Source organism: Enterococcus saccharolyticus subsp. saccharolyticus, assembly GCF_029023825.1.
GTDB lineage: Bacteria > Bacillota > Bacilli > Lactobacillales > Enterococcaceae > Enterococcus_F > Enterococcus_F saccharolyticus.
This window is the reverse complement of record NZ_CP118957.1, coordinates 1,833,069-1,846,585: the sequence shown is the minus strand read 5'-3', so window position 1 is coordinate 1,846,585 and position 13,517 is coordinate 1,833,069. Positions and strand designations below refer to the sequence as shown.

Below are 13,517 nucleotides of genomic sequence, written 5' to 3'. Positions count from 1 at the left end.
AAAAGAAAGGATTGTTACAAGTTGATGAAATTTAAAGTAGGAAGTATGTTGGTTTTAGCAGGAGCATTATTATTAGCAGGTTGTGGTTCAGAACAAACAGAGGATAAAGAAAATGTGGCGGAATTTGTCGATTATACGATTACAGGAGTGGAACCGGGAGCTGGAGTGACCGAAGCTGCCCACAGTACGATGGATGCTTATGAAAATCTACAAGGTTGGACGTTACAAGAAAGTTCCACTGCAGGCATGTTAGCTTCTTTACAACAAGCCATTCGTAAAGAAGAACCCATCATTATTACTGGTTGGACACCACATTGGATTTTTGAAGAGTATGATTTAAAAATGTTAGAAGATCCCAAAGGCACAATGGGTGGAGAGGAAGAAATTCGGACGATTGCTCGTAAAGGGTTGAAAGAAGAGCATCCAGAAGCTTATAAAATTATTGATAATTTTAATTGGACATTAGATGATATGCAAGAAGTTGTGAATAATGGTGTCGATCGACCGTTTCCAGAAGTCGTGGAAGAATGGATGACAGCAAATTCAGATAAGGTTTCTGAATGGACACAAGGGACGAAAAAGTCAGACGGTGAGACACTGGAATTAGTTTCAACACCTTGGGATACAGAGCGTGCTTCTTCTGAATTGATTAAACAAGTCTTAGAAGGACAAGGATATAAGGTGAAAATGACTGACGTAGAGCCTGCGATTATGTTCCAAGCAGTTGCTTCAGGACAAGCAGACTTTAGTGTTGCGCCTTGGTTACCATTAACCCATCAATCATTTTATGAAAAATATCGTGAGGATTTTGATGATTTAGGAGCAAACTTAGTCGGCGCGCAAAATGGTTTTGTTGTTCCAAGTTATGTCGACATTGATTCAATCGAAGACTTACAAGCAAAATAATAAAAAGGAACTGTGATTACAGCTCCTCATAGCAAAATAGCCGAATGGGAGCATTTGGCTATTTTTGTTTTGATTTATATTACAGTGTTTTTTCTGCAATTTTTTGTGCTTTTTCTGTATTAGCAAAATGTAATTTTGCATATTTAGCTAATAAGTCAAGACCACCTTCTTTTAAAAGCTTAGCTGCTACTTGGTCAGATTTATTACCCGCACCTGAAGGAAGGGTGTAACCAACTTCTTGTGACGCGCGTTCTAATTCTTCTAGAAAGTGTGCGCGACATAAAATAGAAGCTGCTGCTACGGCTAAATGGTATTGTTCTCCTTTTGTAATGAAAAATAACTTTTCAGTGACTTGATTTTTTTCCATACGTAAATAGTTTCGATAGTTTTTTTCACTGGTAAATTGATCAATTAAAATGCCTTCTGGTTGTGTAGGGGCAATTTTTTGTAACAATAATTGAATCGCTTGGTTATGTAAAGCGACTTTCATACGTACCGCATTGTATTGTGGTTGGATTTGATTGTATTTTTCAGGAGTAACGGTCAATAATTGAAAAGGAACAATCTCTTTAATTTTAGGTGCTAATTGACGGATTTGTGGGTCAGTTAACATTTTTGAATCTTTGACCCCTAAATTTTTTAAGGTGGGCAAAATGGCTGTTTCGGCATAAACAGCACAAACAATTAACGGACCAAAATAGCTGCCATTGCCTACTTCATCGCTACCGATAATGCTTTTTTGGGCAAAATCTTTTGGCAAAGTACCGCTACTCGATGCAGGAGTGGTGGTACTTTGCCAGCGATTGGCTTCGGCTTCAGCTTGATTTCCTTGAAACATGACTTTCCCAGAAGAATAGACGGTAATCGTTGTTCCACCTTTTTTGGCAACAAGGTGTGTGTAAGGGACTTGTTTATTTAACGCATGGGGTTGGTAATAATCAACCACTTTTTGTAGTTCATTTTTGGATAATTTGATGACACTTGTGCTCATGGACTCATTCCTTCCTGTTTTTTGATTTTAACATACAAAAAATTTATTTTGAACATGGAAAAAAATTCTTGTTTCTTTTATAATTGTAAGGAGTGTGTGAAGAAAAAAATAGCATTAAGTGCTATAATAGAAAAGACTTGCAAGAATGAGGGAGCTGAAACATGTGGCGACGCAAAAGAAACGTTACAAAGCTATTATCGATAATCAAAGCTACACAATCATTGGTCCAGAAAGCACGCAGCATATGGATCGAGTCACAAAACTTGTCAATGCTCAGCTGAATGAAATCAAAGCTATTTCACCGCATATGGATACAGAGCAAGCAGCAATATTGTTGGCGGTCAATGCGATTTCTGATCAATTGAAAAAACAAGAACAACTACTTTTGTTAAAAAAGAAGAATGACGAGCTCCAACAAAAAGCAATGAAAGTTGTTGAATTGGAAAATCGTATTCAACGAATTGAAGCAATTGAAGTTGAAGCAAAAGAAGTGCTTGAACGGACAGGGCGTGCAGATAAAAAAATTCGAAATCATGTGGAAGCACAGCAAATTTTGAATGAAGAGCGCAAACGAACGATACAACAAAAGGCCTCACAAGGGTAGCAGAAAGGATACTTGAATGATTGGATTTTTACTCTTTTTAATTCTACTCTTCGCTTTTTATGAAGGAGCGAGAAGAAGAACCACGTTACAGGTAGTTTATTTTGGCGGTTTTATCATTTCTTATTTGGTAGCCAAACAGCTTTATCAATCATTAGGTGAGAAGCTAGAATTATATGTACCGTATTTATCGGTGTCACCCAATACTAAAATGGCTTTCTATAGCCAAGAACTGTCGTTTGATTTAGATCAAGCATACTATGCAGGCGTGGCCTTTATCACAGTAATGGTGATTGGTTGGTTAATTACGAAACTAATCGGTGTACTTTTAAGAGATTTACGTTTTAGAAACAGTCTGTTTGAATATGATTGGGTAGTGGCAGGAGTGTTGAATGTGATGATTGTTTATACGTTCATTTTCTTAATTTTGTTCCTATTAACAACTATTCCACTTGATGCCATTCAACAGTTATTTGAAAAAAGTGGTTCAATGAGTTTGATTGTTGAGAAATCACTGTTTTTATCAAAACACTTCCATCAATTATGGATCACAGATATTATTCGCTAAAAAAAGTAGAGCAGCTGTGTTGTGAAGCACCCCTGCTCTCTTTTATTGGCAACGAAATGAACCAAGAAATGTAGGTGAAACAAATGAATAAACGAATTTTAGAAACACTTGAATTTAACCAAGTGAAGCAGCAAATTGCCCAATATTTAGTAACTGCACAAGGACAGGAAGAATTGCGTGACTTGTTACCTGTTACAGACCCGCAAGTGATTACTGCTTGGTTAGAAGAAACCGCAGATGGGATGAAAATCCAACGTTTGCGTGGCGGAATTCCTGTTCCCAAAATCGAGAATATTCGTCCGCATATGAAACGAATTGAAATTGGTGCGGACTTAAACGGTGTTGAGTTAGCTCAAGTTTCACGGGTTTTATCAACGACAAATGAAGTGAAACGTTTTTTAGACGATTTACATGATAGTGAAATAGAGTTTCAACGTCTTTATGACTGGGAAGAACAGTTAACGACATTGCCTGAATTAAGTCGTCGCTTAAAAGAAGCGATTGATGAAGATGGACGTGTCACAGATGATGCGTCACCGGAATTACGAACGATTCGTGGAAATATTCGTCGAAGTGAGCAAACGATTCGTGAGACGTTAGATAATATTGTACGTGGGAACAATGCCCGCTATTTAAGTGATGCGATTGTGACGATGCGGAATGAACGTTATGTTATTCCGGTAAAACAAGAGTATCGTGGTATTTTTGGTGGTGTGGTACACGACCAAAGTTCTTCTGGGCAAACATTGTTTATTGAACCACGTCAAATTGTCGAGTTAAACAATCGTTTACGTCAACATCAAATTGCTGAACGTAATGAGATTTCGCGAATTTTATCTGAATTATCAGCTGAATTAGTGCCTTATCGCAAAGATATTCTTCACAATGCGTATGTGATTGGCAAGTTTGACTTTATGAATGGGAAAGCACGCTTTGCCAAAGAACTAAAAGCAATTGTCCCAGCGATTAGCGCTGAAAATCACGTTATCTTTAAACAAGCACGTCATCCACTAATCAACCAAGAAAAAGTGGTAGCCAATGATATTTTAATTGGAGAAGACTATCAAGCAGTTGTTATTACAGGGCCAAATACTGGTGGGAAAACAATCACCTTAAAAACATTAGGTTTATTACAACTAATGGGGCAATCTGGATTACCAATTCCAGTTGATGAAGAAAGTCAAATGGGGATTTTTAAAGAAATTTTTGCGGATATTGGGGACGAACAATCCATTGAGCAAAGCTTATCTACCTTCTCTTCACATATGACTAACATTGTCGCTATTTTAGATAAAGTAGATAGTGAAAGTTTGGTATTGTTTGATGAGTTAGGTGCTGGAACCGATCCTCAAGAAGGTGCTGCTTTAGCGATTGCGATTTTAGATGAAATCGGTGCAAAATCAGCTTATGTAATGGCAACTACCCATTATCCAGAGTTAAAAGTCTACGGTTACAATCGTCCTAAAACAGTTAATGCGTCGATGGAATTTGACGTAGACACGTTAAGTCCAACGTATCGTTTATTAATTGGGGTTCCAGGACGTAGTAATGCGTTTGAAATTTCGAAACGTTTGGGCTTGTCTAGTCATGTAATTGATGCGGCGAAACAAATTATGGATGGTGAAAGCCAAGACTTGAACGACATGATTGCCGATTTAGAAAATCGTCGTAAAATGGCAGAAACAGAATATTTAGAAGTTCGTCAATACGTCAATGAAGCACAACGTGTGCATAAAGAATTGCAAGATGCGTATAGTTATTTCTTTGAAGAACGTGAAAAAGAATTAGCTAAAGCCCGTCAAAAAGCCAATCAAATTGTGGAAGAGGCGAAAGAAGAATCGGATAAAGTTATTGCCGATATTCGGAAAATGCAGTTGACTGGTGGACAAGGTCGTGTGAAAGAGCATGAATTAATTGATGCGAAAACACGTCTATCTGATTTACATCAAGAAGAAAATCATTTGCAGAAAAATAAAGTGCTGAAAAAAGCCAAACAAGCGAAGAAATTAAAAGCTGGAGATGAAGTTTTGGTTACTTCTTACGGACAACGTGGGGAATTGATTAAACAAACCTCAAACGGTCAATGGGAAGTACAATTAGGCATCTTGAAGATGAAAGTGGATGAAGAAGATATTCAATCGGTTGCGCCAGTGAAAGAACCTGTGCAACGAATTGTCAATACGGTTCGCTCAGCAGATAGTTCACACGTTTCTAATCAATTGGATTTACGCGGGAAACGTTACGAAGAAGCGTTAAACGAAGTGGATCAATATTTAGACGCAGCTATCCTAGCCGGCTATCCGCAAGTAACGATTGTTCACGGTAAAGGAACAGGCGCGTTACGTCAAGGTATTATTGATTATCTAAAAAATCATCGTAGTGTAAAAAGTTACGAATTTGCACCAGCCAATCAAGGTGGTAATGGGGCAACTATCGTAAAATTTAAATAACTTATCAAGAGTAAGCAAGATAGTTTTCAAGTGTAAATGAAGATGCTATACTTTTGATATTGAATATTGGAGGTTACAAAAATGGCAAAAAATATTACAGATGCAACATTCGCTGAAGAAACAGATAAAGGGTTAGTATTAATCGATTTTTGGGCAACTTGGTGTGGACCTTGCCGTATGCAAGCACCTATTTTAGATCAATTAGCTGAAAACTACGATGAAGAAGAATTCAAAATCGTTAAAATGGACGTTGATGAAAACCCAGAAACACCAGCATCATTTGGTGTAATGAGCATCCCAACTTTAATCTTGAAAAAAGATGGCCAAGTGGTTGATAAAGCAATCGGTGTCCAAACAAAAGAACAAATCGAAGCAATGATTGCGCCACACATGTAAGAATAGAACCTGAGATGTCATCCACATCTCAGGTTTTTTACTGTGAATCACTATGATTCGCCGACTGGAAGGAGAGCGAGAATAGTTGATGAACAGTACTAGTCGAGCCAAGCGAGAGTAGTTCCCCCAAAGGAATCACTATGATTCGCCGACTAGAAGGAGAGCGAGAATAGTTGATGAACAGTACTAGTCGAGCCAAGCGAGAGTAGTTCCCCCAAAGGAATCACTATGATTTGTCGACTGGAAGGAGAGCGAGAATAGTTCTCACATTTGTTTTTCATCACGAAAATGCAACGTTACATAAAACTAAAACACTACGAACGAATGTTCTGATATGCTATAATGAAATAGAAAGAACGGAGGATGTCGTTTGCATGAATGAACAAATTAGAAATAAATTAGCTTTATTGCCAGACCAACCGGGTTGTTATCTGATGAAAGATAAAAATGGCACGATTATTTATGTAGGAAAAGCCAAAATCTTAAAGAATCGTGTCCGTTCTTATTTTACTGGCAGTCATGATACTAAGACAGAACGTTTAGTCAGTGAGATTGAAGATTTCGAATATATTGTGACAGAATCAAATATTGAAGCGCTGTTATTAGAGATTAATTTGATTAAAAAAAATGATCCGAAATACAATATCATGCTAAAAGATGATAAAACCTATCCTTTTATCAAAATCACGAATGAAGAATATCCACGACTATTAATTACTCGCAAAGTCTTAAAAGATAAAGCACTTTATTTTGGCCCTTATCCAGATGTTCGTGCTGCCAATGAGACGAAAAAATTACTTGATCGTTTATTTCCTTTACGTAAATGTAAAGTGTTACCTAAAGAAGTTTGTTTGTATTACCATATGGGGCAATGTTTAGCGCCGTGTGTATTTGATATTTCCAAAGATACTTATACGGAAATGGTCAAAGAAATTAAGCAATTTTTAAGTGGGGGGCATAGTGATATTCAAGCTGGTTTAGAAGCGAAAATGAATGACGCAGCGATGAATATGGAATTTGAGAAAGCAGCAGAATACCGTGATCAAATTCGTGCCATTGAAACGGTGATGACGCGTCAAAAAATGACCCAAACCGATTTGATGGATCGTGATGTCTTCGGTTATTCTGTTGATAAAGGTTGGATGTGTGTTCAAGTATTTTTTGTACGACAAGGAAAATTAATTGAGCGCGATGTGTCTATTTTTCCTTTTTATAATGAAGCAACGGAAGATTTTTTAACGTACATTGGGCAATTTTATCAGGAAAATGAGCATATTATTCCAAAAGAAGTATTGATTCCAGATGATATCGATCAAGAAAGTGTGCAAGCATTACTGGAAACAAAGATTTTACAGCCGAAGCGTGGCGAAAAGAAAAAGCTAGTAGAACTTGCCAGTAAAAATGCGCGTGTCGCCTTATCTGAAAAATTTGATTTGATTCAACGCAAACAAGAACGCACAATCGGTGCTGTAGAAAAACTAGGCAATGCGATGGGAATTCCTACACCGACACGTATTGAGGCTTTTGATAATTCAAATATTATGGGAACGGATCCTGTTTCAGCTATGGTGGTTTTTATTGATGGAAAACCAGCGAAAAATGAATACCGGAAATACAAAATAAAAACTGTCAAAGGGCCTGATGATTATGCATCGATGCGAGAAGTGGTTTACCGTAGATATGCACGGGTGTTAAAAGAAAATTTGCCGTTTCCTGATTTAATTATTATCGATGGTGGTAAAGGACAGGTCGATGTTGCTAAAGATGTTTTGGAAAATCAACTAGGCTTAGATATTCCAATCGCTGGATTAGCTAAAAACGACAAACATAAAACCAGTGAAATGTTGTTTGGTTCTGATTTAGCTGTTGTTCCTTTAGAACGAAATTCAGCAGAGTTCTTTTTACTGCAGCGCATACAAGATGAAGTACATCGATTTGCTATTACGTTTCATCGACAATTACGTAGTAAAAATAGTTTTTCTTCTCGTCTAGATGGCATTGAGGGACTAGGACCAAAACGAAAAAAAATGTTACTCAAAGAATTTAAGTCGTTGAAAAAAATTCAAGAAGCCAGTGTCGAAGAATTACGTGCGCACGGATTACCACAGAAAGTTGCTGAAAATGTGTACCATGAATTGCATCAGAAGGAAAGCTAGCCGAAGAAGCTAGCTTTTTTATGGTGAAAATTCAGAAAATTGAAACATTACCTTGAATTTTTTCATAAAAATGAACTATAATACGAGGAAGACAAATGAATATTTATAAAAATATTCATTAATTAGGAGGTTTACCTATGGAAAAAAAGGTGATTGGTTTAATAGGTATGTTAGTGGTTTTTCTACCTATGTTTTGGAGTATGCCGGTGTCTGCACAAACCGATGATTCATTACAGAAAGTTTTAGATAGAGGCACATTAATCGTTGGAACATCGGCAGATAATCCACCCAAAGAATACATTCGTATGAACAATGGGAAAGAAGAAATTATTGGGTTTGATATTGATATCGCTAAAAAATTGCCGAAGAACTAGGTGTTGTGTTAGAAATCACCAATATGAAATTTGATGGTTTAGTTCCAAGTGTACAAGCAGGCGAGTTTGATATGGCATTAGCTGGATTTAATCCAACGCCAGAACGAAAAGAAGTGATTAGTTTTTCAGACAGTTACCATAATCTACCGTTTGTTATTTTGACAACCAAAGACAAAGAAGAACAATTTACGTCTCTAGAGTCCTTAACTGGTAAAGAAGTTGCGGCTCAAAAAGGGTCCACGCAAGAAACTATTTTGCATGATTATATTGGGCATGCGCATCCCGTTTCTTTAGGAAAGTTACCTGAAGTGATTGCCGAAATCAATGCAGAACAGTCGATGCCGGTGTTGTCGGTTACTTGGCAGCAAGAAACTACTTGGATATTTATCCGAATGTAGTTATTGCAGATATTGAAATTGAAGTTCCAGAAGAAAAAACAGCCCAATCAATTGCTTTTCCAAAAGAAAGTCAAGCGTTGATTACAGAAGTCAATCAGATTATTGCCGAGATGCAAAAAGAAGGTTTGATTGAAGAGCTTCTAGAAAAAAATATTGAAGAAGCCAAAGTGGGCGATATCGATTCTCGTAGTACCTTACAAATCTATGGACCATTGTTTTTAAGAGGAGCATTGACAACGATTGGTGTAGCATTTGTTTGTGTCATTGCTAAAAATTTAGAATAGGAGATGAGAGAAATGACAGAATTAATTAAAGTCATCGATTTGCATAAAGCATTTGGTGATAACCAAGTATTAAACGGCATTGATACCACGATTCAACAAGGTGAAGTTGTCGTGGTGATTGGTCCTTCAGGTTCAGGGAAAAGTACCTTTTTACGTTGTTTAAATCTATTAGAAGTGCCGACAAAAGGGTCAATTATTTTTGAAAATCAAGATTTAACCGATCCTAAAATTGATATTTTTAAAATTCGTGAAAAATTAGGGATGGTATTCCAATCCTTTAATTTATTCCCGCATAAAACAGTGATGGAAAACATTTGTTTGGCACCTGTGAAAGTCGGTTTACGAACATCAGATCAAGCCAAAGAAAATGGCATGCGTCTATTAAATCAAGTTGGTTTAGCAGAGAAAGCGGACGCCTACCCTAATTCACTATCTGGCGGACAAAAACAACGGATTGCGATTGCTCGGGCACTTGCGATGGACCCAGATGTCATGCTATTTGATGAACCGACTTCGGCACTAGATCCAGAGATGGTTGGTGAAGTATTAAACGTAATGAAAGATTTAGCCCAAGCGGGTATGACGATGGTTATCGTTACACATGAAATGGGCTTTGCCAAAGAAGTGGGTGACCGTGTGTTATTTATGGATGGTGGAAAAATTATTGAAGAAGGAACACCGGAGCAAATTTTTGACCAACCAACGCACCCTAGAACCATTGATTTCTTAAGTAAAGTGTTACATTAATTAAAGATTGGAAGTAATAAAAGATGTATATTAAACCATTTGGCGTCGAACGCTGGTTAAATATTTATGAAACAGAAGTGGACTATAATTTAACGAGCTTTGTATCAATCGATGACTGTGGGGGAATTAGAAATTCCTGTTCAAACTGGAAAAGTACAACCCGCACAACTGACTGAAATTGGACATGTGTTATTAGGCCAAGTTACTGGTCGTCAAACAGCAGAGGAAATTACCGTTTTCGATTCGACAGGAATTGCATTGCAAGACTTAGCTGTAACCAAACAAGTTTTAGATACGGCAACGGAAAGAAAAATTGGACAAATTGTTGAGTTATAAGAAAGAATCCTATTGATTACGATCAATGGGATTCTTTTTTTATTTGACAAAAAATATATCACTTGATAATATATCGGTAAGTGATATATCGGATGATGATATAGGTGAGGTGATTACGATGGATGAAACATTAACAGATTCCACCTATTTAATTTTATTAGCTTTATTAAAACCGCAACATGGTTATGCGATTATGAAAGAAATAACTGTTTTAACTGAAGGCAAAGTGGAAGTTGGGCCAGCGAGTATGTATACTATTTTAAAAAAATTAGTCAAAAGTGAGTGGATTCGTTTAGAAGAAAGCTCTGATCGCAAAAAGATTTATCACATCACACCCAAAGGAATTGATGTGTTAAAACAAGAAGTTCAACGACGGAAGATTTTTTATCAAGCGGGTGCTAAGATGTTGGAACAATTTGATTAGTGTTGGAGGGTGTTCAAAGATGAAACAAAAGTATTTATATAGCTTGGGTGTGAGTTTTTACGCAGAAAAAGAAATGATGCGACTAGCCCAACAAGCCCGCAAAGGTTGGCAGTTTGTTAAAATGAATCAATTAGGTTTTTTAGTTTTTAAAAAAGCACCTGCCCAAGAAAAACAATTTGCAGTTGATTTTTATACAGGCAACCAATCACAAGCAGAAATTGATGAGTACTTAGAGATGTATGAAGCGAGTGGTTGGACATATGTGAGCAATTACCAAAAACGATACTTCTATTTTATGGCTGACCCAGACACGCCAACTATTTTTTCTGACAAAGTATCTTATGCAGAGCGACTAGAAATAGAACAAAAATGGTTAATGAAAAATTCATTTAAAATAAGTGCGTTTGGTTTATTAATCCTTATAATAATGAGTCTTTTATTGGTGTATCATGTAATTGAAATGACTTTTTTTTCTGGCTTCTTTACAGGTGGAGGCATTGGATTGCTTTTATATCCACTTATTTATTTTATTAGTGGGTATTTGATACGTAGGCGTTATAAAGATCGTTCAGAGTTTTTTAATAATCCTGAAGCTTTTGCGAAAAAGCAACGATTTTGGTTAGATACATTGTTTAATTTGATGTTTGGTGCCATTATAGGCGGGATGATTGGTTTTACTTTTGAGTATTTTTTCTAAACGAATTAAAGGAGGAGTTACTATGTTAGAAGCAAAACATTTAGTCAAAAAATTTGGCGACTACACGGCAGTGGATGATTTGTCATTTCACATTCAAGATGGCGAAATCATGGGATTGATTGGGCAAAATGGTGCGGGGAAAACGACGACGTTTCGTTTGATTTTAGATTTTTTAAAAGCAGATCGTGGAGAAGTTTTATGGAATGGTAAACCATTAAGCGCTAAAGATTATAATGTCATCGGATATTTACCAGAAGAACGCGGCTTGTATCCTAAAGTATCGATTCAAGATCAATTAATTTATTTTGCAAAGCTTCGTGGGAAAACGAAAAAAGAAATTGAACCGAAAATTGACGAGTGGATGGACAAGTTTCAAGTGAAAGGAAAAAAGACAGATAAAATTAAATCATTGTCTAAAGGGAATCAACAAAAAGTACAATTGATTTCTACGTTAATTCACGAACCAAAACTAGTCATTTTAGATGAGCCATTTAGTGGCCTTGATCCAGTGAATGCTGAGCTTTTAAAAGACGGAATCATAGAGCTAAAATCAAAAGGTTCTTGTGTCATTTTTTCAAGTCATAATATGGATAACGTTGAAAAAATTTGTGACCACTTGATTATGTTACGTAACGGTTCCATGGTTTTAAATGGAAAGGTGCATGAAATTCGTGAGTCATTTGGTCGAACAAAAGTCTTTTTAGAGTCTGGTTTGGAAAAAGCAACGATTGAAAAATTAGTGGGTGTTCAATCCGTCAACACACGAGAAGACCGCTCATTAGAAATTACCTTAACCGACCCAGAAGTTGGCAAGGAACTTTTTACTTTAGCCACTGCCGATGGATATATTCCAATGTTTAATCAGCAACCACCAACGTTAGAAGAAATCTTTAAATTGAAAGCAGGTGACATCAATGGATAAATTTTGGGTAATCGCAAGCGATGTTTATAAGAAAAATGTGAAGTCGGTGTCGTTTTTTATTATGTTACTCGTTCCATTTATTATTGGTGGCCTCGCCTATGCAGGGGGACACTTTGCTAGTCGTGCCAGTCATGTCGATAAAATTGGACTGATTTCTGAGCAGGCAGGATTTGCTGAATTAGTAGCGCAAGCTGAAAATGAAGACTATCAATTTGTTGTCTTAGATTCAAAAGAAGCAGCAGAGAAACAAATGAGAGAAGAAAAAATTGATGCATTTTTAGTACTACAGGTTACCGAAGAGACAGTGAAAGGTGAACTGTTTAGTGAATCAAGTTTAGGCCAAGCAACGGAATTAACACTGCAACAAATTTTATCCAGTATTCAAGGGTCATCACGTGCAGAAAAATTAGGTTTAACACCTGAACAAGTGGTTAGTTTGAGTCAACCGGCCGAATTTACAAAACAAAAAGTGAATTTTGATGATAATGGGAATATGGTGATTGGTGAAGATAATAGTGTCGTTCAATACATCATTAGTTTCGGTGGCACCATTTTATTATTCGTGTTCATTATGACGTATGCAGGGATTATTGCTCAAGAAATTGCTTCTGAAAAAGGGACGCGTATCATGGAAGTCATCTTGTCGAGTACGCGCGCGCAAACGCATTTTTATGGCAAATTATTTGGGATTTTATTAGTCGCTTTAACACAAATGGTTGTATATGCGATTGCTTTTGCGATTAGTTATAATTGGGTGAAAGAGATGGAAGTCGTCCAATCATTCTTGGCAAATATTTCGTTACAAGCGATTTTAGGAAACTTCTTAGTCTTTACGTTGATTTTCGTTTTATTAGGTATTTTTATTTATGCGGTCTTAGCTGCTTTATGTGGATCGTTGGTTAACAAAGCGGAAGATACATCAAAAGTTATTTTACCAGTAACGTATTTATCGTTAGGTGGTTATATGTTAGGGATTATGCTAGGGGCGATGGACCCGAACAATATCGTCATTCGTATTACCTCATATATCCCGTTCCTATCGTCATACATTATGCCGATTCGCCTAGCCAATGAAACAGTTGGGGTTGGTGGTGCGTTAATCTCGGTAGCTATTTTATTGGTAACTACAATTGCCTTAACAGTCGGTTGTGCGAAAATGTATAAATCCAATGTGTTGGTTTACAATGACAATGGTATTTTTGCCACTTTGAAACAATCGTTCCGTTTGATGAAGAGTCAAAATTAAATTTTTAAACAGATTGGGTAA

General features: G+C 36.8%; 16 protein-coding genes. 15 read left to right on the top strand and 1 reads right to left on the bottom strand.

What is annotated here, in order from left to right; all coding sequences use genetic code 11:
• The first annotated feature begins 24 nt into the window (after nt 1-24).
• Entirely contained in the window at nt 25-906 is an 882-nt protein-coding gene (locus PYW32_RS09505) for a glycine betaine ABC transporter substrate-binding protein (RefSeq protein ID WP_016174532.1), read from the top strand.
• A 79-nt stretch (nt 907-985) separates the two neighbouring features.
• On the opposite strand, the gene rnhC is transcribed toward PYW32_RS09505, so the two are convergent.
• Nucleotides 986-1,897 carry a ribonuclease HIII gene (gene rnhC / locus PYW32_RS09500; protein WP_016174533.1) on the bottom strand — a complete coding sequence of 304 codons (912 nt, stop codon included), beginning with the start codon at nt 1,895-1,897 and terminating at the stop codon, nt 986-988.
• Nucleotides 1,898-2,060: 163 nt separating this feature from the next.
• On the opposite strand from rnhC, the gene zapA reads away from it, so the two are divergent.
• The 14 genes from zapA to PYW32_RS09430 all read left to right on the top strand — a co-directional run bounded on the left by zapA (nt 2,061) and on the right by PYW32_RS09430 (nt 13,496).
• Nucleotides 2,061-2,501 (top strand): cell division protein ZapA, encoded by a 441-nt coding sequence (gene zapA, locus PYW32_RS09495; protein WP_016174534.1) that lies wholly within the window; start codon nt 2,061-2,063, stop codon nt 2,499-2,501.
• A 16-nt stretch (nt 2,502-2,517) separates the two neighbouring features.
• Nucleotides 2,518-3,066 (top strand): CvpA family protein, encoded by a 549-nt coding sequence (locus PYW32_RS09490; RefSeq protein ID WP_016174535.1) that lies wholly within the window; start codon nt 2,518-2,520, stop codon nt 3,064-3,066.
• Between the two features lie 83 nt (nt 3,067-3,149).
• A complete protein-coding gene (locus tag PYW32_RS09485) occupies nt 3,150-5,516 on the top strand; it encodes an endonuclease MutS2 (protein WP_016174536.1) in 2,367 nt (788 codons plus the stop codon).
• Between the two features lie 81 nt (nt 5,517-5,597).
• On the top strand, nt 5,598-5,912 hold the full coding sequence (gene trxA / locus PYW32_RS09480; protein WP_016174537.1) for a thioredoxin: 315 nt from the start codon (nt 5,598-5,600) through the stop codon (nt 5,910-5,912).
• Nucleotides 5,913-6,286: 374 nt separating this feature from the next.
• Nucleotides 6,287-8,068: an excinuclease ABC subunit UvrC gene (uvrC, locus tag PYW32_RS09475; RefSeq protein WP_016174538.1), complete on the top strand. Its 1,782-nt coding sequence runs from the start codon at nt 6,287-6,289 to the stop codon at nt 8,066-8,068.
• 137 nt (nt 8,069-8,205) lie between these two features.
• On the top strand, nt 8,206-8,442 hold the full coding sequence (locus tag PYW32_RS09470; protein WP_016174539.1) for a hypothetical protein: 237 nt from the start codon (nt 8,206-8,208) through the stop codon (nt 8,440-8,442).
• Nucleotides 8,443-8,447: 5 nt separating this feature from the next.
• Nucleotides 8,448-8,840, top strand: coding sequence for a transporter substrate-binding domain-containing protein (locus PYW32_RS13395; RefSeq protein WP_016174540.1), 393 nt, complete (start codon nt 8,448-8,450; stop codon nt 8,838-8,840).
• A complete protein-coding gene (locus PYW32_RS13390; RefSeq protein ID WP_275066189.1) occupies nt 8,819-9,124 on the top strand; it encodes a hypothetical protein in 306 nt (101 codons plus the stop codon). The genes PYW32_RS13395 and PYW32_RS13390 overlap by 22 nt, the downstream gene beginning before the upstream one ends.
• A gap of 12 nt (nt 9,125-9,136) precedes the next feature.
• On the top strand, nt 9,137-9,871 hold the full coding sequence (locus PYW32_RS09455) for an amino acid ABC transporter ATP-binding protein (RefSeq protein ID WP_016174542.1): 735 nt from the start codon (nt 9,137-9,139) through the stop codon (nt 9,869-9,871).
• A gap of 111 nt (nt 9,872-9,982) precedes the next feature.
• A complete protein-coding gene (locus PYW32_RS09450; protein ID WP_016174543.1) occupies nt 9,983-10,207 on the top strand; it encodes a hypothetical protein in 225 nt (74 codons plus the stop codon).
• Between the two features lie 118 nt (nt 10,208-10,325).
• Nucleotides 10,326-10,631 carry a PadR family transcriptional regulator gene (locus PYW32_RS09445; protein WP_016174544.1) on the top strand — a complete coding sequence of 102 codons (306 nt, stop codon included), beginning with the start codon at nt 10,326-10,328 and terminating at the stop codon, nt 10,629-10,631.
• A 19-nt stretch (nt 10,632-10,650) separates the two neighbouring features.
• Nucleotides 10,651-11,328 carry a DUF2812 domain-containing protein gene (locus PYW32_RS09440; RefSeq protein WP_016174545.1) on the top strand — a complete coding sequence of 226 codons (678 nt, stop codon included), beginning with the start codon at nt 10,651-10,653 and terminating at the stop codon, nt 11,326-11,328.
• A gap of 22 nt (nt 11,329-11,350) precedes the next feature.
• On the top strand, nt 11,351-12,250 hold the full coding sequence (locus PYW32_RS09435; RefSeq protein ID WP_016174546.1) for an ABC transporter ATP-binding protein: 900 nt from the start codon (nt 11,351-11,353) through the stop codon (nt 12,248-12,250).
• The gene (locus tag PYW32_RS09430) at nt 12,243-13,496 is read left to right on the top strand and encodes an ABC transporter permease (protein ID WP_016174547.1); all 1,254 of its coding nucleotides are present in this window, start codon (nt 12,243-12,245) and stop codon (nt 13,494-13,496) included. The genes PYW32_RS09435 and PYW32_RS09430 overlap by 8 nt, the downstream gene beginning before the upstream one ends.
• The last annotated feature ends 21 nt before the right edge of the window (nt 13,497-13,517 follow it).